Source organism: Verrucomicrobiota bacterium, assembly GCA_038744685.1.
Lineage (GTDB): Bacteria > Verrucomicrobiota > Verrucomicrobiia > Opitutales > Puniceicoccaceae > Puniceicoccus.
This window is the reverse complement of record JBCDMB010000003.1, coordinates 200,790-222,426: the sequence shown is the minus strand read 5'-3', so window position 1 is coordinate 222,426 and position 21,637 is coordinate 200,790. Positions and strand designations below refer to the sequence as shown.

The window sequence follows — 21,637 nt, the reverse complement described above, 5'->3', positions numbered from 1 at the left end:
GGCAAGGATTTACAAAGGACGCGAGGATGTCCGTTTGCCCACCGACCGCGGTTGAGCGATGAGTTGGGCACTTCGACACGGCCGGTCACGTCGTAGGCAAGTGCGCAGCGCGTCGCTTCGCCTCGTTGGAGGCCACAATCATCTTAGTCTGATAGTTCAAACAAACCGCAAGCACTCTAAACGAACCTTCCTGAATTCGGTATCACCAGGGCATCCTGTTTGAACTGCCTTGCCGGGATTTGTTACGGCCGAGTTAGAGTTCTCCAAACAAATCCAGGCAAATACTCCGCAAACCGTCACTTCTGCTCCAAAGAAGTCTCCATCTCCTTGGAGAGCTCTTCCGCAAGATCGCTCAGCAGTTTCTGGTAGCCTTTCAAAAAGGTTTTCGGTTCATCAGGATTCCAGATTTCCTTTGGTTTTACCGCAACAGCCGGAAGCATGTTTGCACCGTATGTCCCTGAAACCGAGACCTCTGCGACCGCGATACCAGAACCGTCCGAAAGGAGATTGAAGCGACCCAAGTACACGTTGATCCGAGTGCTCGGATGGAAGGCCTCATCCGAAGAAAGGGCGATTGCCAACTCACGCCGAACAGCGCGGTTAAGGGACTCTGCCCAGACGAAGTTAGGGAAGCTATACAGTCTTCCATTGGGGTCAGAATACCAAATGGTGCCCTCATTGAGATAGGAGGGAAGTGAGACTTCGAAGACAGGTGCCGCGAAAGAAGAGCCTGAGTCGATATGCTCCTCAAGAATCAAGGTAAAGCGTTCAGCGGTGTCGCTAACCGGCTGAAGGCTTACGCATCCGGTCATCCCGACCGTTAACAGAGTAAAAAATAGGAATGGCTTCATGGCTGTTGTTTTCCAAAGATAAGGGCGTTGGGATGGCGCCGAAGAAACTCGAGAAGCGACTGGAAGGCCGCGGTTGCTGAGCGAACTTCGTCGAGAGTTTGGTCAAGGCCCACGATTGGGCCGCTGCGGTTTTTGATGAGGAGGGAAACATCATCAAGCATTGCGCTGATTTGGCCTGTCGTGTCGGCAAGCTCACGGATTAGATCGGATAGTGGTTTGCCGAGGTTTCCTTTACCTTCTTGAATATCGACCAGTGCTGATTCGAGTGAGGAGGCCGTCTCCGTAAACTGGATGACCATGTTTTCAATCTCACCTGAATCGATCAAACCCTGCACAGAAACGAGGACACTGTTTACGTTCTCAGCAAGTTGCTCAGGCTCAATCTGCAATACTACGTCGTTCAGAGTAACGAGAAGAGCGTTCAGATTGTTTCCCAACTCTGGAAAGTCGATCTCGCTGACGTCGTTGATGATCTTCATGCTCTGGTCAGTGACGTCCGAAAGAAAAGAAGGAAGAGAGGGGATGTAGTGAAGGTTACCGTTGATGATCCACGGCTTCTCTGTGTTTGTCCCCGGACGAAAGTCCAGCTCGATGAAGAGCTGGCCCGTGAGGAGACTGGCGGACTCCAATTTTGCAGTCAGTCCGTCACGAATGGCGTTCTCGTAGGTTTCCTTATCCGCAAGATTTTCAAAGATCCCCAAGTTTTTCTGCAGATTGGTCATATCGATCTCGTAGGTCACCGGGATTCCGTCTGCGGTAATCTGCTCTCCCAGGCTGAGACGAATATCGGTCACCTTTCCAACCTCGACTCCTCGAAAACGGACAAGAGATCCTTTCGAAAGGCCGCGGACAGATTCTCCGAAAAACGAGACCATGTGCACTTGTTTTTCGAATAGGTTGGTGAGTCCGAAAAAAAACAGGCTGCCGATAAACAGGGCGATCGCCACTATAATGAAGAGTCCGATACGAAACTTCAGGATCGTTGGATTCATGATGCGTTTGCCGATTCCGGCTTCTTGCGGTTTAGGAAGTCACGGATTCCCGCGTAGGTCGATTCTGTTTTCATGATTCTGGGATCTCCCACCTCGATTTGCCTCTTGGTGGCGGCATCTAGAAAAACGCATCGGTCTGCGATGCTGAAGATGCTCTCCAGTTCGTGGGAGACGATGATGGTCGTCGTGCCGAGGCTGCTATTGAGTTCCAGGATGGTGTCGTCGAGCTGGCTGGAGGTCAGAGGGTCTAGCCCTGCAGAGGGTTCGTCGAAAAAGAGAATAGAGGGATCGAGGGAAAGTGCCCTCGCGAGACCAGCCCTTTTCATCATACCACCACTGATTTCATGGGGAAACTTAGCCGTAGCGTTCGAGAGGCCAACCAGACTCAGTTTGTACTCAGCAATTTCGAGTAGGTTCTTTTCGGAAAGACTAGTGTGAATACGAAGAGGCAAAGCGACGTTCTCCTGTAGCGTCATCGAGCTAAAAAGGGCACCACCTTGATAGAGAACTCCAGTATCCCGAAGAATGGCTGCTTGGGTGGTTGGATCGTTATCAGAGAAGGGCTTGTCTCCATAATGAATGGTTCCCGAAACAGGAGGAATGAGGCCAATCAAGGTCTTGAGGAGGGTACTTTTTCCTGAGCCGCTACCTCCCATGATGAAGAAAATCTCTCCCCGGGCGATTTCCAGATTGATTCCTTGCATGATCGGCTTTCCGCCGTAGCCGATGTTCAGGTCGGACATTTGGATCGCTGGATTCTCTCCGCTCATATGCCGAAAATGCTGAAAACTACCGCGAAGAGTGCGTCCGCGATGATGATCCAAATGATGGAAGTGACCACTGCAGAGGTTGCTGCCTGACCAACCGACTCGGCACTCGAACCTGCTGCCATGCCCCGATAGCAGCCGGTCAACGCGATAATTCCACCAAAAAAGACGCTTTTTACCGTCCCCGAAAGGAAGCTACCCCAGCCGAGTGAGTTACTGGTGCGGTCGAGGTATTGAACGGTAGTCAAATCGAAGAAACCAGTAGCGACCAGAAGTCCGCCAAAGACTCCGGAGAGGTTCGCTAGAAAAGCCAGTATGGGCATCATCAGGACGAGAGCGAGAAATCTGGGCAGGACGATAAAGTCAAAAGGGGATACACCCATGGTCTGGAGTGCGTTGAGCTCGTCGTTTGCTTTCATGCTGCCGATTTGCGCGGCAAATGCTGATCCAGTTCTCCCAGCAATAATGATACCCGTCATCATGGCTCCCATCTCGCGGAACATTGCGAGAGCAACAAGGTCAGCAATGAACACGTCGGCACCAAACTGGACGAGTTGCATGGCACCGACAAAAGCCATGATCAGACCAGTGAGGAAGCTGATCAGAAAAACAATTCCGATCGCTCTCCCTGTGGTTTCCCAGAGAAGGGCGAGGAAATCTGCGCTCTGGTAGATGGCCTTGCGCCGAACGAATCGAGAAAGGCTTTGGGCCATTTCCCCGAGAAAGACACAAAAGGAGGAAAAGCCTTTCCAGTTAGTAAGACCCCAATCTCCGAGGCGAACAATCGGACCTTCCTTATCCGTCTCAGTGACGAGATCGGTGCCGCCCGCATTCTCGCCAGCCCGATCCAGAAGCGCTTCGACGGAAGATGAGAACCCTTCAAGCCTAACCACGCCACTCTTTTGAGTCACCAAGTTCCTCAACCGTTTTAAATGGAGAATGAGCGCACTGTCCCACAACTCAATGGAACTACCGTCTACGATCACCGATCTGCCTGTAGAGATTTGGTTTGAAATGTCAGGTAGATCTGGCTGTGAGCCCTGGATAGTGAAAGAGCCGGAAAGGCGGATGCGCAGCGCGGTTTCGGAATCTTCTACCGAGTAGACGGGTGGAGAGTCTTGTAAGCTGTCTTCTCTTGCTCTCACAGGCCGAATGCCGAGGTCACCAAAAGTTTTGCAAAAACTGTCATGAGAATCAACGCTGCGGGATAGGCAGTCGCATAGCTGACGATTGGAATGGGGGAGTCAGTCTTGGAGCTGATCACTCCCAGAGCCGGAGTAGAGGTCATGGCACCGCAAGTTCCTCCCAGAGTTTGTAGGAAGGTGAGACGGAGAAAGCGTCGACAGAGATAAAACGCTAGGCAAAGAGGAAGCAGGACGATCAGAGCCCCAGCAAAAAGTAAGGTCCATCCCTGGGTTTCGAGAGTATCCACTATTTGGGCACCTCCCTGTATCCCTGCAGCCGCGAGGAAAAAAGCGAGGCCGAACTCTTGAAGGAGAAGGCGGGTAGGCCGTGGGATGTAGCCAGTGAGCCTGCCAACTCGTCCGAAATGGCCAAGAATGAGGCCTACCAGAATCGGTCCACCAGCCAGTCCGAGAGTAACGGATCCAGATCCCGGAAGGGCGAAGGGAATCATTCCGAAGAGGATTCCGAGTGAAAGGCCTATGGTAAGAGAAATCAGATCGGTCTCGCCCAGACTTTGCGGGCGATGCCCTACGGTTTCGGCAAACGCAGCCAGTTTGTCTGGTGGGCCTACAGCAGTGATCTGATCTCCGTTTTCGATCCGGGTGGTGCCGGAGGCTACGAACTCGTAGTCCATCCTTCGCACCCTGGTAATGATGACTCCATGTTCCCGGAGAGGATCGATTTCCCGAAGGATCCTTCCGACTACGTTCTTCCCGGTCACCAAAAGTACCCGGCGCTCATTTCCCGCTCCATCAGGCACCCGCTCGCTGCTAGCCTCTCCGAGGTAATCAACGGCGATCTGTAGTTCGCGTCCTTTTCCGACGAGATAGAGTTTTTGTTCGAGGCGAAATTGATCTTCGTAACTCAGTGGAACCAGTTGGGTGCCCCGCATCACCCGGGAAACATTGACCGAGTCAAGAACAGTAAGACCGCTATCGGATATGCGTTTGCCAACCAGGTTTGGGTTGGTGACGCGAACCAGCACGGTTGCTACGGTTTCTTCTTTCTCTTCTTCCCGGGATGCCTGCTCTTCCCGTTTGAGATCCACTTTGAGAATCCGCGGAAGAAGCTGAACGAAGAGAACCACCGCGATGACTCCGAACGGATAGGAAATTCCGTACCCGACCACAAGGTTCGACCTACCTGCCGTGTCGAGCGCTTCGGTTGCAGCTGCGAGGGCTGGTGTGCTAGTGAGGGCTCCTGCAAAGAGACCGCCGGCAAGATCGGCCGGGATATTGAACAGCCAGCCTACCACCAAGGTCACTACAGCACCGAGGGTAACGACGACCAGAGAGAGTTTCAGAAGGGAAAGTCCCTCCCGTTTCAAAGAGGAAAAAAAACGGTTGCCTGCTCCCACGCCAACGCAGTACGCGAACAACAGTAACCCGATGGTTCCGGCCCCTTCCGGGACAGAGTAGCCGAAATGGCCAGCCGCCAGAGCAAAAAATAGGACCCCTGAGGTCCCCAGGGTGATTCCTCCTACGGAAATTCGTCCAAGAGCCATCCCTGCGCCGACAAGCAGAAACAGCAGGAGATATGGATTTCCGAGTGTCGTTTCGATAAAGCCGGTTTCTGGCATGCTCGCCCAATCCAGTAGACGGCGACTCCTGTGGATGCAATCGGGAAAGCGACTGACTGTCTTGTCATAAAGTGCTGAAGTCTGTTAAACTAGGGCTTTCTTTTAAGTACGTGAATGCTGAGCTGATCTTTCTGGTGTTTGAAATCGGATTGCTGATTGCAGTGGTTGGATTCGGGTTTCGTTTCGTGATTTACGATGAAGATGGCCCCAATTTGGATTCTCTCTACGTCCGGTATTTCAATGGTCGCGTGCGAAAAAATCATGCTGAGTTTACCCAGACCGTTGGATGGCTGATGCTCAGCATCGCGGTAGTCTACATGGGCTTTCTAGTGTGGAATCAGTTTTCACCGCTTTCGCTCTTTTGGATAGGAGATTAGATTGATGGTTTCAAAGATTGTAGAGGCTCCTGAAGGTGTATCGGCCCAACGAAATACGAAAGGGATCGCAAAACCGATTCCTACACCGAATTCGGTGCTAGCAGCCCGTTTGCAGCTGCAACCGTAGTTTTCTTGCAGATTCGGTCTCCGTTACGGTGCGTAAAATCATCCACATCGACATGGACTGTTTCTACGCAGCTGTCGAGATGCGCGACCGGCCGGAGTTACGCAAAATTCCTCTCGCGGTTGGTGGAGGCGGTAGAAGAGGGGTTGTCTGCACCTGCAATTACCGGGCGAGGGGTTTCGGAGTTCGCTCTGCGATGCCAAATTTCATAGCGGTTGAACGTTGCCCAGACTTGGTTTTCGTTCGGCCGCGGTTTCACCGATACCAGGAGATTTCAAGCGGCATTCGAGCGATTTTTCGTTCCTACACTGAGCTGGTCGAGCCGCTTTCTTTGGACGAGGCTTATCTGGATGTGACTCATCTTGATCGCCCGGCGACTGACGTTGCTACTGAGATCCGGGAGCGCATCCGGGAAGAGTTTCGGCTTCCCAGCTCGGCTGGAGTAGCACCAAACAAGTTGCTCGCCAAGATCGCCAGCGATTGGAAAAAGCCGAACGGGCAGTTTGTTATTCGGCCAAACCGGATTGATTCCTTCATGAGAGAGCTTCCCGTTCGGAGCCTTTGGGGTGTTGGAAAAAGAGCTGAGGAAAAACTTCAGAAAATGGGTTGCGAGACGTGCGGCGATCTTCAGGCGTTTGAACTCCCTGAACTCGAGCTGACCTTCGGGCGATTTGGTTCTGATCTTTACTTTCAGTGTCGGGGAATCGACGAGCGGTTGGTTCAACCCTCGCGAATCCGCAAATCTCTGAGCAATGAAAGAACCTTTCCGGATGAGGTGACTAGTGAGGCAGAGTTGGTGGAGCGCATTCAGGATCTACATGAGGAACTTTGGGCAGATTTGGAAACGCGTCCGGAGCTCCGGGAGAGGATATCCGGGCCCTTTGTGAAGGTAAAGTTTTCCGACTTTTCTCAGACGACCGTCAGTCGAACGGGTATGCCGTGGGATTTGCCGAGCTTCATTTCGCTTGGGAAGGAGGCTTTTCAGCGGAAACCAAGAGGCGCCCGACTCATCGGTTTGGGTGTGAGATTCAGCGAAAGGGCGACGGTTCTCGAGCAAATGCTCCTACCCCTTGGGCCGGACTCGGTTTGAGCTCCAGCTCCTACGACTCCTCGAATTTCTTTTCGAAGAGATCGGTCATCTCAGATTTCATTGTGCTGGTGTCACCGCCAGCGGTGGAAAATTTTAGAACAGAACCGGGTCCTGCGGCCAGCATCATCAGGCCCATGATACTTTTTCCGTTCACCTTTTCTCCATCTTTTTCCACCCATACATCCCCTGAGAACCGATTGGCGATGCGAACGATCATAGCTGCCGGACGAGCGTGAATCCCCATCTTGTTGGAGACGGTTAGAGAGAAGCTCGCTGAGCTTTCCGGCTTCCCCGCTTCAGATTGATCGGCAACTGGTGACGTCATATGGCTGGAGATGGAGAAAATCGAAATGGTGTTCGCGATGCAATGGTTTTTCACGTGTGCAGTTTCGCTCCTGTTCCAGAAAGCCGGGCCGAGCAGGTTTTAAACCTTCTGAAGTCGGTGCTAGTCTTCTACCGCAGGCACCCCTAAAGGGTCTTCGGTAATCGCGAGGAGTTTCTTTTCGAGGAAACTTCGAGCAGACTCCATATTCGTATATTGCTCCAGTTCAGAAAATTCAACGAGATCGGTTCGAACGATTATCCGTTTGAACGGTTTTGGAAGGTAGAATCTGTCCCAGGACTTGACTCGCCACGCATTCTCGAAGGTCGCACTGAAAAGAAGAAGGGGGGACCTCGCTTCCCGAGAGAAGAACACTGCTCCCGGACGGAGGGAATAGATCGGGCCGCGAGAACCGTCTGGAGTCAGGCAAAGATCCTCACCGGAACGGTGGACTGCCAACATCTCGCGGGCGACTCTTGAGCTACGGGTATGAGCGGATCCTCTCACGATTGTAGTCCCAAGCATATGGAAAATCGCTGCGGGCCAAGCACCGTCTTTACTGGTGCTTGCGATTGCCGACATCCTGTAGGGCCTTGCAAACTTCTTCTTCGCAATCACTGCCAGAAAAATATGGTTGTGCCAGAAAAGGAAAAGGGCGGGCTCTTTCACCGAACGAACGAGATCGAGGGACTTTTGATCGATCTCGAGACGGAGGGTAAGGGACCAGATTTTGATCAACAGGAAGGCGGGATAGAGCAGTAACTTTCGAAAAAAGGACGGTTCGTAGACAGGAACTTCGGTGTTCCCGTAGCGAGCAGTCGTTTGTTCGCCCCGCGGCACTAGTCAAACGTGCGGTACTTCCCGTTGTTTCTTCCTGCGATCGAACGCATACCGGAGCCCACTCTATCGTCGTCGATATTTCTTGGATCTGGAAAACGCACCGTGTGAATCCGAACCTCTTCCTCCATCTGGTCCTGACGATCGCCGATCAAATCAAGGACCTCTCGCAGAGGAACGGCTCGGTTCGCTTGATCAAAGTAACCTCCATCGGAAATCAGGAAAATACTATCGGGATTCATGTCGAAAGCTCTGCCGAGGATGGGAATAATACCGGACGTGCCGTTGGGCCCTGAAACCGCTCCGCTAAGAGAAGCTGATGCATCGGAGGGAAATTTCTCAATCAGCCATTGGACGGCGCTTTCCTTGTTTGAAACCGTTGCCGTGACCATTGTGTCGCGCAGGACGAGAAACGTCCTCCGGTGAAGGATCACATTGAAGAGAGTATTGGAGTTTAGCTTGTTGATCAGTGAGATGGTTTCGTTCTTTACCTCTTCCATACTGAATCCTGCGGACTCAGCGGCATTGAAGACAGAAGTCGCCACATCGACAATAATCACGACTCGTTTAACAGAGTCATTGATGCCTAGAAAAGAGATTGAGGAAGCCTCACCAACGAGACCATCCATCATTCCTCCAAGACCGGAGTTCCCGAACATGGCGTTTCCAATCGGGCTTGGGTTGTCGGGAACGATGGGGGTGAACTCCATTGTCGGTAGCGCAGGTAATTGAGGGAGGTTGTCCGGAGTCAGCCGCTCCACCTGGATTTTCTCCATTTGCATGGGTGAAGGAGCCGATTGCTGAAACTCAGCTACCGCCATTTTGTGCTGTAGCTCTCTTTGGGGAAGGTAGATCGTCTTTTTGGCGACAAATTTTGGGTCTTCCCGTGCCGATGGGACGAGAACAACTACGAAAAGCGTCATCGCTACCAGAAGGACCTGAATGACGATCGCGAGGAAGAGCGGGCCAACTAGACGCCGTCGCCTCGCTCCCTCGGAGTCGGTAATTGCGTTTTCATTGAGAACCTCAGGCATACCAGACTCCGGAGTTTGCTTGGATCAGTTAGAAAAGGCGAATCTAAAGCGTAATTGACGCGCTAGGTTTTTTTCTGTGAGGCAAATAAGAACTCACTTGACTCGATTAATCCGCGCGGGATGATTGTCGGTTTTCCCGGAGGGGTAGTAGCTCAGTTGGTTAGAGCGCCGGCCTGTCACGCCGGAGGCCGCGGGTTCGAGTCCCGTCTATCCCGCCACCCCATGCTGATCCCCCAATCGGGTTCTCGTGAAAAAGATGGTGCGGGTAGACGGAATCGAACCGACATCATCAGCTTGGAAGGCTGAGGTTTTACCACTAAACTATACCCGCGGGGAATGGGGATCCTTGTTGGAATAGAGCTGGAGTCAAGCCAGCAACCGAGGAGGATCCTGCTTATGGTTAAAGCTTGTTTGCAGCGAATGCTCTAAAAGCCCTGTTTCTGCAGTTCGGATTGGAGCGACGCCTGAAAAGCCTGTATATCCTCCTCGCTGGGTTGGTAACCTTCTTCGGAGGGAACAAGGCGGAGCTGGCCCATTTGATCGAGCATCCATTGTGCAGATTTGGCGTCTGAAAAAGTAACCGATCCGCTGACTACTGCTCCAGGCCGGGTGATTTTATCAACGGAAACGGAAACGCGTCCAGATCCGGCAGCGCCGTCGAAACCAGCATCTTCGAGTTCGACGGTTTCTGCACTCTCTTCGGCTGAAGGTTCAGTTTCGCCATCCTCTTTCGGATCGGTGGATTCATCATCTGTCAGCTCAACGTTGAGATCTTCGACCAGGAAACGAACTTCCATGTAGGTCATTTTGACCCCGAATTCCGACGACAGCTTTTCCTGAATAGCGGACAAAGAGTCACCATTTGCCGCCCACTGGGAGACGAGTTCCTTTTGAGAAGAATCTAGTTCCATTAAGACGACCTACTCTCGGAAAGTTGTTTCGTCAAATAGTCTATGCTCCTGCGCATGGCAGGGTCCTGGTCCATCATATTCTCCACCGCACGGATCGCGTTGATAACGGTTCCGTGGTCCCTGCCGCCAAACGCGTCTCCAATCTGAACGAGAGAATGATCGGTCATTTGACGGCTTAGGTACATCGAAACCTGCCTCGGGACTACAATTTTAGCGGGACGTCTTCTACTGAGAAGATCGGCGACCCTCAGATGGTAGTAATCTGCCGTCTTCTTCTGAATTTTCTCAATAGTCACTTGGTTGAGGAGCTCCTCCTGAAGGACATCTGAGAGCAAACGTTCGACGACCTCGACCGAAAGAGGATCCCGGATGAGAGCCGCGTAGCCTGCCACCCGTGTGAGGGCGCCCTCCATTCGACGGACGTTTCTCGAGACTTTCTCGGCTAGAAACCCAAGAACGTCTGCTGGAATCTTGACCTCCAAAGAGCGTGCCTTCTTCGAAAGAATCGCGAGGCGGGTGTCGAGGTCCGGGCACTGGATATCAGCGACCAGTCCCCATTGAAACCGCGAGACAAGTCTGCTCTCTAGCCGGGCAATCTCGCTTGCGGGCCGATCGCTGGTGAGGACAATTTGCTTCTGATTCTCGAAGAGCTCGTTGAAGGTGTGGAAAAACTCTTCTTGGATCCTCTCCCGCCCCGAAAGAAAGTGAATGTCATCGATCAGGAGGATGTCCGCTTTGCGGAATCTACGACGGAATGTTGTGAGCTTATTCTCCTGAATCGCAGTAATGAACTTGTTCGTAAATTTTTCCGTAGAAATGTAGGCAATTTTAGCGTTAGGACGGGCGGAAACGACCTGATGGGCGATCGCGTGCATCAGGTGGGTTTTTCCGAGGCCGGTGTCGCCGTAGATAAAGAGTGGGTTGTAAGCACGTGCCGGGGCGTTGGCCACCGCTATAGAGGCAGCGTGAGCTAGTTGATTACCGGATCCTACGACAAAGTTGCGAAAGGTATTCTTCGGGTTGATCCCTGAAAGCGACGCTGTGGTTTTTGAAGACGCGGACTCATCGGTTTGAAGCCGATCAGCAGAATCCGGGTTGGAGGGTTTTGGAACTCGGTTGCTTTCCTGTCGATTCTTGGCGGAATTTTGTTCCACTTCAATAATCACCTTTCTAGGACCGCCAAATACCTCCGCGACCTCTGCGTGAATCACCTCCAGGTAATTGTCCTTTAGCCAGATTGAGACGAAGTCATTGGGTGCAAGGATCCTGATGGTCTCATCGGTCGCATCAGAAAATGAGAGCGGTTTAAACCACATCTCGAAAATGTCCGGATTTAAGCGGCTTTTGAAGCGTTCACAGGTGGCATCCCAAAGGGTTGAGGGCTGGGAAATAGAAGACATTGGAAACAAAAATGACTAAAATTGTTAACAGAGGAAAGAGGGGAATGTAGGGTGCCTAGCCTGAAAAGCGTAACCCACTGTGAACTAGGAGGTTCGAAGATGAAACGCTGCCTTGCTCAACGTACCTGTCGTCCGAGGCGAGGGGTGTCTTCGAATCTTCTAAATAGTTCATTTTCAGTATTTTAACGAATTTATCAGGCGCAGGAATGGTTCAATTGAGACTTTTTCAAAGACTTTTGGTTTCTTGTCGCCGAGAGGACCTTGAGACTTCTACCAAACGTCATTCACCTGATCATCCTTGGACGTCGTAGGGTTGCAAGTCGAAGTTACGCACAAGTTATTCACAACGGTTTTGCGGATAACTTTTGATCTTTTCGGTTGCCAGAATCGCCAACCGGGCCCACTAGGGCCGTGTAAAGGCAGAAACTACGGGTTCCGGTTCACTCCTGGAAAAAACTCAACTTCGGATGCCGTCATGGATCTGACCGCAGGTTTAAAGAAAGAACACCTGTTTTGAATCTCCCAAGGGAAGCGCCTAATCGAAGGTCAACTGACCGTTCCGGCCATCTGCCGAATTAGCCGTTCATTGAACTCCTTCGCCGAATCGTGGCCGAGAAGGCGGAGTGCCTGAACCATTGCAGCCACCTCGACCAGGCGAGCTAAATCCCTCCCTGGACGAACCGGAATGATGCTGTGAGGTATCTTTTGATTGAAAATCTCCATGTGTCGTTGCTCGAGACCAGTCCTGTCCTCCTCGATTCCAGGGGTCCAACTCACAAATGAAATGACTAGGTCGAGTCGTTTCTCGACTCTCACGGAATTGACACCAAAAAGCTTCGCTATGTCTATAATCCCGATACCGCGACACTCCATGTAGCCTCTGCTGAGTTCGGAGCTCGTTCCAACGATCTCGTGGTCTCGAAGTAATCGCAGATGAGTGAGGTCGTCAGCGACCAGACTGAAACCTTTCTCGATTAGGGCGAGTGCGCATTCACTTTTACCGATACCGCTCTCTCCTTGGAGTAACGTTCCGATGCCGCGAATATCCATTAGGGTACCGTGGATGGTTTTTCGCGGAGCAAACCTTTCTTCAAGGATCAAGGTGGCCTCAGTCGTGAGTGTCTTCGACTTGAGCTTGGATCGAAACAAAGGGATCTTATGTTCTTTGGCGATTTTAAGTAGCAGGGGGGTAGGAGCAAGGTTCCTGCTGATGATGATACAGGGAATGTTCTTTTCCGCTATCTTGGTGAGTGCCGGTTCAATTACCTTGGGATCGTTGTCTCTAAGGTGTCCCATTTCCCCGGCACCAAACAACTGGATCCGGCGATGGGCAAAGAATCGGAAGTATCCTGTTAACGCGAGCGCCGGACGGTTGAGACTCTTTTCTCCAATGATTCTATCCAACCGTTCCTCGCCGCTAATCAGCTCCAGTTTGAGTGGCTCGCGACAGGATTCGTAAAACTCCCGAACCGAGATACTTTCGATGATTTTCTCAGTCGGTTTCATGGCTCTTTAGAGTGACAGTGAAGAGGGTGGCCTGACGAGGGAAAAAGCTTGCGCCTAGAATGGGGGTCGGGGGGTCCAGTCTTCTCAAGCTTGAAAGCCTTCGCCTAAATAAAATTTTCGGGCGGACGGATCGTTGAGAAGAGTGTTCCGATCTCCTTCGCAAAGGACTTTCCCCTCGTAGAGGAGGTAAGAGCGGTCGGTGATCTCAAGCGTTTCTCTCACATTATGGTCGGTAATTAAAATTCCAATACCGATACCTTTCAGATCACGAATTACCGACTGAACGTCATCAACACTGATCGGATCAACTCCGCTGAATGGCTCATCCATCAGCAAAAACTCTGGCTTAGTGGCCAGTGCTCTGGCGATCTCGAGGCGTCGGCGTTCACCTCCGCTTAAGGTGTATGCTTTTTGGTAGGCAATCTTCTCCAGTCCGAATTGAGCAAGCTTTTCGTCTGCAGATTCTTCCCGTTCCTTCTTGGAAAGTCGCATGGTTTCCAGAACGGCAATGAGGTTTTCTCGAACTGTCATCTTCCGGAATACCGAAGCCTCTTGAGGAAGGTAACCTATTCCCTTGCGAGCGCGTTTAAACATGGGAAGTGAGGTGACATCTTTTCCCCTCAAAAGAATATTGCCCTCCGTCGGTTGGATAAGACCGACAATCATGTAAAAGGTGGTGGTTTTGCCAGCACCGTTCGGTCCGAGAAGACCGACGATTTCACCAGATTTAACTGAGAGCCCTACGTTATCGACGACACGACGCCTGCCAAAGTCCCTCGTGAGACCCTCAGTCTCGATGGATATCGATTGATTTGAATCACTCACCAGACTTGTCGGATCGAATCACCTCGAGCGAGGGGAGCTCGACCTGAGTGCGCGAACCATCCGGTCCGGGTTCTATTGAGATCCTGCGATCTTCGCCGTGAAGGGTCATACGGTAACCGGAAATCGTTCCGTTCTCGTCTCTCACCTGCGGACTCTCTTCGAGGAACACTTCATCGCTTTGCGGATAGATGATAGCCTTTCCTGCTGTAGCGATTCGAATGCCCTGTTGAATCTGGACATTACCAATAGCCTCGATCACGGCGATTGCTCCAAAGTCATCTTCTCCTTCGGAGTTGGTCCGGACTTCCATACGATCACATTTTGCCGTAAAATCTGCACCGACGATCGAAACGGATCCATCGAAGATAAACAGATTTCCTTCGTCTGTATTGATCACTTCCAGTCGATCACTGGAAATCACCGTGGACTGTCTTTGGGGAATCTCTTCCTCTTCCCGATCAGCCGGTAGTGTTGTGACGAATACAAACAGCAGGAGTAAGGAAAAACCGAGAAGTCTCATTGGGAGACCGTTCCTATTTGAGAATTCGGTCGATCGCCTCATCGAAGGTGACCCGGGCACCCCGCCTGATGTCGATGCGTCTTTCAGCTCCCTTCCATTCCCAGTCCTCTCCCTCGAGACTATATCCAGCTCCTTGAACGAAAAGAAGTCCTTCACCGGAAGCAGAGTTGTCCTCAACAAAGATATTTGCGCTTGGACTTCGCAAGACGGTGTCTTTTCCGCTGGCGGTTGATGTGACCGCGAGCTGCATTTCAATGACGCGGATGATACTGTCGCTCAGGAACACTGCCTCGTTACCGGAAAGATCCCACAGTCGAAGGCCGCGATCGTTGAATTTTCGAAAGGTAAAGGACTGGACCTTGGCGTCTGGCTTGATTTCGGCAGATGCAGGCAGAACCGGCGCGATGAAGACGATCGCAACGAAGGCAAAGCACGTCAATTGTTTGAGAGTACTTCGGGATTGCTTCATAGGGATAAACTAGTTGGTTCAGGATGAATGGCAACGGTGGGTTTGCCCTATTCGCAAGAATCGGTCAGGGTAGAAAAATGGCTAATTTAGGAGATCTTCGGCGTGAGTATTCGAAGGCTGGTATGCGGCGGGAGACCTTGGAGTCGGATCCTTTCAGTCAATTCTCATTGTGGTTTGAACAAGCGCGGACGGCTGACCTGGTGGAGCCAAACGCACTATCGCTGGCGACGGTAAGTCCGGATGGAGCTCCTACCCAGCGAATGGTGTTGCTGAAGGCTTATGATGAGAAGGGGTTTGTCTTTTTTACAAACTACCGAAGCCGGAAGTCAGGTCATCTGTCTTCAAATCCAATGGCTTCCATACTCTTTCCTTGGGTTTCTCTTGAGCGTCAGGTGATCATCGAAGGAGCCTGCGAAAAGATATCCACTGCGGAGTCCTTGCATTATTATATAAGCCGCCCGAGAGGAAGCCGGATTGGAGCTTGGGTGTCCGAGCAGAGTTCGGTGATTTCCTCGCGCAAGGTGATCGAAATGAAGTGGGAGGAGATGAAGAAAAAATTTGGAGAGGGAGAGATTCCTCTCCCGGATTTTTGGGGTGGTTATCGGCTCGAGCCAAAACGGTTTGAGTTTTGGCAGGGGCGACCAAGTCGTCTGCATGATCGGTTCGAATATCGCAAAAGCAGTGCGGGGATTTGGTCAATCGACCGATTGAGTCCGTAAGGCTCTCTAGAGGGCACTCAAATTATTCTCGTAGTTGGCGAAGTGCTTCGTACACTGCGATTCCCACACTGGTGGCGAGGTTGATCGACCTAAGATCGGAGCGAGGATGTGGAATTTTTACACTCTGTCTCGTCCCGATTGCCTGGTGAACCGCTTCCGGGCAACCATGACCCTCGTTGCCAAAAAGCAGCAGATCTCCGGGGGAGTAAGAGACGTCCCAAAAAGACTGGTTGGCTCTTGTGGTGAACAGCCATGTCCGCCGGGTTCCCTCGTTTTCACGGAATGATTCCCAATTCTCGTGGTCGCGTTTGTCGAGAGAGTGCCAGTAATCCATCCCGCTTCGTCGAAGATGCCGATCGGTTGTGGTGAAACCCAGGGGGTGAATGAGGTGAAGGCGACACCCAGTAATGGCGCAGAGACGGCCGATATTGCCGGTGTTTTGGGGGATTTCAGGGCAACGAAGGGCGACGTGGAGGAGCGGTTCAGTCATTCCCGAGGACTGCTGCCCCATCGTTGTCAGAGGAAAGACTGTGGAGACGGCACGGAATATTGTTGGATCGGTAGACCGACTCCATTGCTTTGCGAACCTTCAGTGCGGTCTCGCTTGGAGAGGCACAAATAACGCTGGATCCGCTCCCGCTCAACCAACCAGCATATGCGCCGGCGTCGACCCCAGCTTCGATTGCCTCGTCCACGAAAGGGTTGAGCACCCTGCGAAAAGGTTGATGGATGCGGTCGTCCGTGCTACCGCGAAGTCTCTTGTAGTTCCCCTTGGCGATCGCTGCAACGAGGTAGGCAAGCCCGTTTAAACTGGAAACTGCCTCCTCGAAAGGCAAGGTGTCCGGAAGAATCGCCCGGGCCTCAGGGGTTCGCACACGAATCTCCGGGCAGGCGACGACAAACTGCAGTTCTTCGCCGACAGGGAAGTGGAAAGAATCGACGTATTCTCTGGAGACCGGATCCACCCTTGAAACGCAGAATCCTCCCCGCACGAGAGCACAAACGTTGTCCGGTGCGTTATCAAGTCGGGCCAACTGTCTGATGCACTCGTGCTTGTCCAAAGGATTATCGTGGAGATGGTTGAGCGCTAAAAACACCCCTCCCAAAACATTCGAACTCGAGCCCAGCCCTCTCTCGGGGGGGACTTCACCCCAAAGCTCGTAGTCGAAACCGAAGGGTTTGATCCCTGTTCTTTTGAAAAAGGCTTCGGCTGCACGATTAGACATCTCCTCCATTCCGCCCGCGTCACCTCCGGTAATGACTTGTTTACCATCGGAACGAGGGGTGAAGCGGCAGAAATTGTAGAGTTGGAGGCCAATGCTCAGCGAGTCAAAGCCTGGTCCACAGTTCGAGGTGGAGGCTGGAAGTCTGAGTTCAACAGGTTCCATGTTCATATTTTTAACCTTTACGGTTGAATTCTCGGAGAGCCCGGTTCGCTTCGCGGTCTGCTTCCCGCTTTTTTAGAGCCTCCCGTTTGTCATGAAGCTTCTTTCCAGAAGCGATCGCGATCTCGACTTTGGCCATACCACGGGAAAAATAGACACGGAGGGGAATCACCGTCTTCCCTCCCATTTGAATCGCCTCTTTTATTTTGCGAATCTCGTTCCGATGGAGAAGGAGTTTTCTCGGTCTTCTCGGGGAATGATTGTGGTCTGTGCCGAAAGCATACTCATCGATGTGAGCGTGATAGAGAACGGGTTCTTCCCGCTGGAATCGGACGAAAGCGTCCTGAATCTGCACTTTGCCCTCCCGGATTGATTTAACTTCCGTGCCCTTAAGGATCATGCCTGCTTCGAGTTTTTCGTGAATGTGGTAGTCGTGAAAGGCTCGCCGGTTCCGAATCTCGGCTGGTTGCTGTTTCGTTGTTCGGGCCACGGCGGTGAAGCGGTTTAAAAGCGGGTGACCCGGGAAAGAAAAAAGCGGGAGGAACCCGCTTGATGGATGCGGAGCCAAAAGGCTCTGGCAACGAGAGTGCGTTAGACAGTCTCTTCTTCCGAATCAAAAAGTTGGTAACTAATTTTCTCGTCGATAATTTCCCGGAGAGCAATATCCTCAGGGTCGAGGCGCTCGAGGGACTCAACCAAGGGTTTGAAGCCGTTCTTCAATTGCTTTACGCGGCGGGATACCACGTTCACTAGAACGTTCGGGTCAGGGATCTTGGTGCGCGCTGCTCTTAGGTAGTCGTCTCTCACGGCGTTTGGTGGTTTGGAATTCGGAAAAACGGTGGAGAATGAAGGAATTCTAGATAGATGCAAGAACGGATTTGTTGGAGAATCTCCCCACAAGCCTCCCTCTATCTCTAGCTTGGAATGAGGTCGGTTTGATGTTGCCACAATTCGGAGTAGTGGCCCTCGTATTGTAGTAGGTCGTCATGGGTGCCTTTTTCGAGAATTCGCCCATGCTCTACCACGACGATTTGGTCGGCTCTCCGGACCGTAGAAAGGCGATGCGCAATCACGAGGACTGTTCGGTGCCGGACGAGCTGATCAAGCGCGGTTTGGATCTGTTTTTCCGTAATCGTGTCTACGCTTGAAGTCGCCTCATCAAGAATGACTAAGGGAGGGTTACGGAGGAGGACGCGTGCGATGGTCAGCCGCTGTTTCTCTCCCATACTTAGTCGAATACCTCTTTCCCCGATCAGTGTTTCCAAGCCGTTAGGGAGGCGGCGGACGAATTCCGCCGCCGAGGCTCCTTCGAGAGATTCCCAAATCTGAGAATCGGTGGCATCGGTCTTGGCGAGAAGCAAGTTTTCGCGCACGGAAGCATCAAAAAGGAATGGATCCTGAGCAACCACTCCAATGCTTCCCCGAAGAGAATCGAGAGAGATCTCACGAACGTCCGTTCCGTTGATTCGCACCGCTCCAGTGGAAGTTTCGTAGTAGCGGAGAATGAGATTTGCGATTGTACTCTTACCTGCACCTGTGTGCCCAACCAGTGCGGTTACCCGGCCAGCAGGTATCGAAAGGTGAAAATCGTGGAGAAGCGGACTGCGGTCTACATGGGCAAAACCGACATGATCAAAATCGACTCTTACCGGAGCCTCAGGGAAGGGAAGGGGACTTGCGGTATTTTCGATCTCAACCGGGTGATCGAGAATTTCGAAAACTCGCTCTCCCGCCGCTTTTCCCGATGCGAGCATATGATTGAGGGCGCTTAGTTGGAAAATAGGCTGGTAGAGCATCGTGCAGTATACATTGAAGGCGATGAACTGGCCCATAGTCAGCATCTCTTGAATGGCCATCCAGCCACCCAATCCCACTACCGCGACTACACCCATACTCGCGATAAATTGAACCGAGGAGATATACTTCGAATATCTGAACATCGCCTTGAGCACCTTGGTCCGGAGGTCTAACGACCGGTCACGGAAGCGTTCGGATTCCCGCGGTGCCAAATTGAAGCTCTGAATGAGACGGTTTCCCTGGATATCCTCGACCAAAAGGCTATTGAGTAGGCCGGAACTGTCGCGGACTTGACGCCAGTTTTTCCTCGTGATCTTCGCATGGTGGTAGGCGAGGACGCCCATCACGGGAATCGGGACGAAAACCAGTGCGGCAAGGATCGGTTGCATAGCGAAGAGTATGGCGGTGATCCCAATAATCTGGAGGACTGCGACCGATCCCTGTTCGGTTCCGTCCAGCAGCGCACGCTCCACCTCGGTAACATCATCAATCACTCGGGAAGCCACGTCCCCGCTCTTTCTTTGGTCAAAAAAGCTGATGGGAAGAAGGAGTAGCTTCCGATGAAGATCCCGGCGTATGTCGATCAGAACTTTCTGCTCGAGGGTATTGTTCAGCTGGATACGAAAACAGTTCAGTATCTCCCGCAATCCGAAAGCCACAAGGATTGCTCCCACTCCGAACCAGAGCATACCCACCCGTTTCTCAGCGATGTAGTTATCGACGATAAACTGGATGATTTTCGGAACTGCGATTCCGAACGCAGTGCTACAGACTGCAAGAACAAGGGTGCCCACAAAAAGCGGACGATAGCGACCAAGGTAGCCGGATACTCGGAGAATGATATCCATCGAATTGCTGAAACGGAAACTTAGGAACGAAACGGATTGAAAGGGAGATAGCGAATACCGAAAACCGAAGTTCAAGCGGTCGGACGCTTCAATAAATTCGTTATCTGACTGAAGAAACGCGCTCTATTCGTAGCGCAAAGCCTCGATGGGATCGAGTCTTGCCGCCTTAAGTGCAGGGTAGAGACCGGAAAGAACCCCAATTCCAGCACTGAATAAGAAACCGAAGGCCATGGCCTCTCCCGGAAAGAGATTCACATTCTCACCTCCTGGAACGATCGAAGAAAGCACCTGTAGAAAACCAACGCTGAGGAGCAGACCCAGTATCCCTCCGATGATGCTGATCAAGACCGACTCCACGAGAAACTGAAAAAAGATGTCTATCGAGCGGGCTCCCACGGCTTTGCGAACGCCGATCTCACGGATGCGTTCTGAAACGACCGCCAACATGACATTCATGATCCCTATTCCACCGACAAGGAGAGAGATACCTGCGACGCCGCCGAGGGAGAAGGTGAATGATCTCTCCAATTTCTCGAACTCGACCAATTGTTCCTCTCGGGTGATGATCTCGAAGTCCTGGATCCCATTGTGATTTTGAAGGAGAACGTTTTCGACCTGCGGGATTAGGTCAGCCAGGTCTTCAAATCGAGCCACTTTGATGAGGATCTCGCCGACAGATTCGTCTCCGGTAAAGCGTTGGGAATAGGTGTTTGCGGGTATGAAAATGCGTTGGTTTTTCCATCGGAGTGCATTCCTTCCCCCCTGATTATACTCGTAGTGTTGAAGGAGTCCGATCACGGAGAACGATTGGTTGTCGATTCGTATTTGGGAGTTGATTGGATCTTCATTCGGTTCGTAAAGCCGACGGTAGGTGTCAGATCCGATCACTGCCACAGGACGGGCGTTGAGGTTGTCCAAATCTCCGAGGAAGCGTCCTCTCTCGACAGCGTAGTTTTCAATGATTTGGACGTCGGGGGTCACTCCCAGCACCCGAGTTCTAGTGCGCTGGTTACCGCGAACAATCCTCGGCCAGCCACTCGATATTTCGGGGCTAGTATATTCGGCCAGAGGGACAGCGGCTTCAATGGCTTTGGCATCCGTAAGGGATAGCCCTGGAGAGAGAAAAGCGATATGACTTTGGTCTTCAGGAGGCTCCGCTGGTTCTATTTCGACCTTTTCAATACCGCCTGTCTCTTCAAAGAACACCGTAAAATTTCGGATCATTCCCTGAACAACGCCAATCATTGCCACGAGAGAAGCAACGCCGAGAATAATCCCGATCATCGAAAGAAAGCTTCGGAACTTATGGTTCCAAACTTCACGAACTCCCTGCCGGGTAATTGTCGCTAAGATCATCCGATAGCCTCCTCCGTCACTTTTCCATCGAGGACGCGGATCACCTTCCGCGTGCGTTTTGCAATCGACTCATCGTGCGTAACCAGAATGAGTGTGTTTCCCTCGTCCGCAAGTTGGTCAAACAAAGTGAGGATGTTGGCCGCATTGCGGCTATCGAGGTTTCCAGTAGGCTCATCTGCGAGAAGAACTCTGGGCTTGTTGATCAAGGCCCTGGCAATCGCCACTCTCTGCCTTTCGCCACCTGAAAGCTGTGCTGGCCGGTGATGGATTCGATGACTGAGACCCACCTTTTCAAGCACTTCCGCAGCAAGGGTTTGAGGAGTATCCAGTTTTCTGCGCGCATACTCGACAGGCAGGAGAACATTTTCCACGACAGAAAGGCGGGACAACAAATTGAAGGATTGAAAAACGAAACCGATTTCGGTGGCTCTGAGTTGAGCTTGTTCTTGTCGATTGATCCGGCTGACATCCTTCTCACCCAGAAGCATTCGTCCTTTCGATGGTTGATCCATAAATCCAAGGATATGCATCAGAGTGCTTTTTCCAGAGCCTGACGGGCCCAGTATTGCTGAATAATCGCCTCGTTTGATCTCTAAGTCGACCCCATCAAGAGCCTTCACAATCGTTTCTCCCAACTCGTATTCTTTGCAGATCCCCTCGAGCCGGAGCAACAGCTCGGCGTTTGACGATGTAGGTGAGGTGCCATTCATGGGAAACGGAAATTTAGCGGGAATGCGGTGCTA

24 protein-coding genes and 2 tRNA genes are annotated in these 21,637 nt (G+C 51.9%); 4 read left to right on the top strand and 22 right to left on the bottom strand.

Translation table 11 applies throughout. The features are described from left to right. Nucleotides 1-296 precede the first annotated feature (296 nt). The 5 genes from AAGJ81_03435 to AAGJ81_03415 are packed head-to-tail and all read right to left on the bottom strand — an operon-like array spanning nucleotide 297 to nucleotide 5,374. Nucleotides 297-851, bottom strand: a complete 555-nt coding sequence (locus AAGJ81_03435) for an ABC-type transport auxiliary lipoprotein family protein (GenBank protein ID MEM0965190.1) — start codon at nucleotides 849-851, stop codon at nucleotides 297-299. Beyond that, nucleotides 848-1,843: an MlaD family protein gene (locus AAGJ81_03430; GenBank protein ID MEM0965189.1), complete on the bottom strand. Its 996-nt coding sequence runs from the start codon at nucleotides 1,841-1,843 to the stop codon at nucleotides 848-850. Before AAGJ81_03430 ends, AAGJ81_03435 begins: the two co-directional genes overlap by 4 nt. Next, nucleotides 1,840-2,613 (bottom strand): ATP-binding cassette domain-containing protein, encoded by a 774-nt coding sequence (locus tag AAGJ81_03425; GenBank protein MEM0965188.1) that lies wholly within the window; start codon nucleotides 2,611-2,613, stop codon nucleotides 1,840-1,842. The genes AAGJ81_03430 and AAGJ81_03425 overlap by 4 nt, the downstream gene beginning before the upstream one ends. Continuing rightward, on the bottom strand, nucleotides 2,610-3,755 hold the full coding sequence (locus AAGJ81_03420) for an MlaE family lipid ABC transporter permease subunit (protein ID MEM0965187.1): 1,146 nt from the start codon (nucleotides 3,753-3,755) through the stop codon (nucleotides 2,610-2,612). Before AAGJ81_03420 ends, AAGJ81_03425 begins: the two co-directional genes overlap by 4 nt. Beyond that, nucleotides 3,752-5,374 carry an aspartate:alanine exchanger family transporter gene (locus AAGJ81_03415; GenBank protein ID MEM0965186.1) on the bottom strand — a complete coding sequence of 541 codons (1,623 nt, stop codon included), beginning with the start codon at nucleotides 5,372-5,374 and terminating at the stop codon, nucleotides 3,752-3,754. Before AAGJ81_03415 ends, AAGJ81_03420 begins: the two co-directional genes overlap by 4 nt. A 71-nt stretch (nucleotides 5,375-5,445) precedes the next feature. On the opposite strand from AAGJ81_03415, the gene AAGJ81_03410 reads away from it, so the two are divergent. Then, the gene (locus AAGJ81_03410) at nucleotides 5,446-5,751 is read left to right on the top strand and encodes a hypothetical protein (GenBank protein ID MEM0965185.1); all 306 of its coding nucleotides are present in this window, start codon (nucleotides 5,446-5,448) and stop codon (nucleotides 5,749-5,751) included. A gap of 155 nt (nucleotides 5,752-5,906) precedes the next feature. After that, nucleotides 5,907-6,965 carry a DNA polymerase IV gene (dinB, locus tag AAGJ81_03405; GenBank protein MEM0965184.1) on the top strand — a complete coding sequence of 353 codons (1,059 nt, stop codon included), beginning with the start codon at nucleotides 5,907-5,909 and terminating at the stop codon, nucleotides 6,963-6,965. A 10-nt stretch (nucleotides 6,966-6,975) separates the two neighbouring features. On the opposite strand, the gene AAGJ81_03400 is transcribed toward dinB, so the two are convergent. From AAGJ81_03400 to AAGJ81_03390, 3 genes are all read right to left on the bottom strand, one after another. Next, nucleotides 6,976-7,344 (bottom strand): HPr family phosphocarrier protein, encoded by a 369-nt coding sequence (locus tag AAGJ81_03400; GenBank protein ID MEM0965183.1) that lies wholly within the window; start codon nucleotides 7,342-7,344, stop codon nucleotides 6,976-6,978. Nucleotides 7,345-7,410: 66 nt separating this feature from the next. After that, nucleotides 7,411-8,127, bottom strand: a complete 717-nt coding sequence (locus tag AAGJ81_03395; GenBank protein ID MEM0965182.1) for a DUF374 domain-containing protein — start codon at nucleotides 8,125-8,127, stop codon at nucleotides 7,411-7,413. Beyond that, the gene (locus tag AAGJ81_03390; GenBank protein MEM0965181.1) at nucleotides 8,127-9,158 is read right to left on the bottom strand and encodes a hypothetical protein; all 1,032 of its coding nucleotides are present in this window, start codon (nucleotides 9,156-9,158) and stop codon (nucleotides 8,127-8,129) included. Before AAGJ81_03390 ends, AAGJ81_03395 begins: the two co-directional genes overlap by 1 nt. A gap of 141 nt (nucleotides 9,159-9,299) precedes the next feature. Between AAGJ81_03390 and AAGJ81_03385 the strand changes: the two genes are divergently transcribed. Beyond that, a tRNA-Asp gene (locus AAGJ81_03385) sits at nucleotides 9,300-9,376 on the top strand. 39 nt (nucleotides 9,377-9,415) lie between these two features. On the opposite strand, the gene AAGJ81_03380 is transcribed toward AAGJ81_03385, so the two are convergent. The 7 genes from AAGJ81_03380 to AAGJ81_03350 all read right to left on the bottom strand — a co-directional run bounded on the left by AAGJ81_03380 (nucleotide 9,416) and on the right by AAGJ81_03350 (nucleotide 14,789). Further along, a tRNA-Gly gene (locus tag AAGJ81_03380) sits at nucleotides 9,416-9,489 on the bottom strand. 94 nt (nucleotides 9,490-9,583) lie between these two features. Then, a complete protein-coding gene (locus tag AAGJ81_03375) occupies nucleotides 9,584-10,069 on the bottom strand; it encodes a hypothetical protein (protein MEM0965180.1) in 486 nt (161 codons plus the stop codon). Next, nucleotides 10,069-11,469, bottom strand: coding sequence for a chromosomal replication initiator protein DnaA (gene dnaA, locus AAGJ81_03370; protein ID MEM0965179.1), 1,401 nt, complete (start codon nucleotides 11,467-11,469; stop codon nucleotides 10,069-10,071). Before dnaA ends, AAGJ81_03375 begins: the two co-directional genes overlap by 1 nt. Nucleotides 11,470-12,015: 546 nt before the next feature. Further along, nucleotides 12,016-12,975 carry an HPr(Ser) kinase/phosphatase gene (gene hprK / locus AAGJ81_03365; GenBank protein ID MEM0965178.1) on the bottom strand — a complete coding sequence of 320 codons (960 nt, stop codon included), beginning with the start codon at nucleotides 12,973-12,975 and terminating at the stop codon, nucleotides 12,016-12,018. 84 nt (nucleotides 12,976-13,059) lie between these two features. Continuing rightward, a complete protein-coding gene (gene lptB, locus AAGJ81_03360; GenBank protein MEM0965177.1) occupies nucleotides 13,060-13,800 on the bottom strand; it encodes an LPS export ABC transporter ATP-binding protein in 741 nt (246 codons plus the stop codon). Next, nucleotides 13,793-14,320 carry an LptA/OstA family protein gene (locus AAGJ81_03355; GenBank protein MEM0965176.1) on the bottom strand — a complete coding sequence of 176 codons (528 nt, stop codon included), beginning with the start codon at nucleotides 14,318-14,320 and terminating at the stop codon, nucleotides 13,793-13,795. Before AAGJ81_03355 ends, lptB begins: the two co-directional genes overlap by 8 nt. Before the next feature lie 13 nt (nucleotides 14,321-14,333). Then, nucleotides 14,334-14,789 carry a hypothetical protein gene (locus AAGJ81_03350; protein MEM0965175.1) on the bottom strand — a complete coding sequence of 152 codons (456 nt, stop codon included), beginning with the start codon at nucleotides 14,787-14,789 and terminating at the stop codon, nucleotides 14,334-14,336. A 77-nt stretch (nucleotides 14,790-14,866) separates the two neighbouring features. On the opposite strand from AAGJ81_03350, the gene pdxH reads away from it, so the two are divergent. After that, on the top strand, nucleotides 14,867-15,508 hold the full coding sequence (gene pdxH / locus AAGJ81_03345) for a pyridoxamine 5'-phosphate oxidase (protein MEM0965174.1): 642 nt from the start codon (nucleotides 14,867-14,869) through the stop codon (nucleotides 15,506-15,508). A 22-nt stretch (nucleotides 15,509-15,530) separates the two neighbouring features. Here pdxH and AAGJ81_03340 read toward each other — a convergent pair whose 3' ends face one another. From AAGJ81_03340 to AAGJ81_03310, 7 genes are all read right to left on the bottom strand, one after another. Continuing rightward, the gene (locus tag AAGJ81_03340; GenBank protein ID MEM0965173.1) at nucleotides 15,531-15,998 is read right to left on the bottom strand and encodes a tRNA (cytidine(34)-2'-O)-methyltransferase; all 468 of its coding nucleotides are present in this window, start codon (nucleotides 15,996-15,998) and stop codon (nucleotides 15,531-15,533) included. After that, nucleotides 15,991-16,896, bottom strand: a complete 906-nt coding sequence (gene thrB / locus AAGJ81_03335; protein ID MEM0965172.1) for a homoserine kinase — start codon at nucleotides 16,894-16,896, stop codon at nucleotides 15,991-15,993. The genes AAGJ81_03340 and thrB overlap by 8 nt, the downstream gene beginning before the upstream one ends. Before the next feature lie 10 nt (nucleotides 16,897-16,906). Next, nucleotides 16,907-17,383, bottom strand: a complete 477-nt coding sequence (gene smpB / locus AAGJ81_03330) for an SsrA-binding protein SmpB (GenBank protein MEM0965171.1) — start codon at nucleotides 17,381-17,383, stop codon at nucleotides 16,907-16,909. Between the two features lie 101 nt (nucleotides 17,384-17,484). Further along, nucleotides 17,485-17,700: a DNA-directed RNA polymerase subunit omega gene (locus AAGJ81_03325; GenBank protein MEM0965170.1), complete on the bottom strand. Its 216-nt coding sequence runs from the start codon at nucleotides 17,698-17,700 to the stop codon at nucleotides 17,485-17,487. Nucleotides 17,701-17,807: 107 nt separating this feature from the next. Next, nucleotides 17,808-19,538, bottom strand: a complete 1,731-nt coding sequence (locus AAGJ81_03320) for an ABC transporter ATP-binding protein (GenBank protein MEM0965169.1) — start codon at nucleotides 19,536-19,538, stop codon at nucleotides 17,808-17,810. Between the two features lie 123 nt (nucleotides 19,539-19,661). Further along, on the bottom strand, nucleotides 19,662-20,894 hold the full coding sequence (locus AAGJ81_03315) for an ABC transporter permease (protein MEM0965168.1): 1,233 nt from the start codon (nucleotides 20,892-20,894) through the stop codon (nucleotides 19,662-19,664). Beyond that, nucleotides 20,891-21,604: an ABC transporter ATP-binding protein gene (locus tag AAGJ81_03310; GenBank protein ID MEM0965167.1), complete on the bottom strand. Its 714-nt coding sequence runs from the start codon at nucleotides 21,602-21,604 to the stop codon at nucleotides 20,891-20,893. The genes AAGJ81_03315 and AAGJ81_03310 overlap by 4 nt, the downstream gene beginning before the upstream one ends. Between the last annotated feature and the right edge of the window lie 33 nt (nucleotides 21,605-21,637).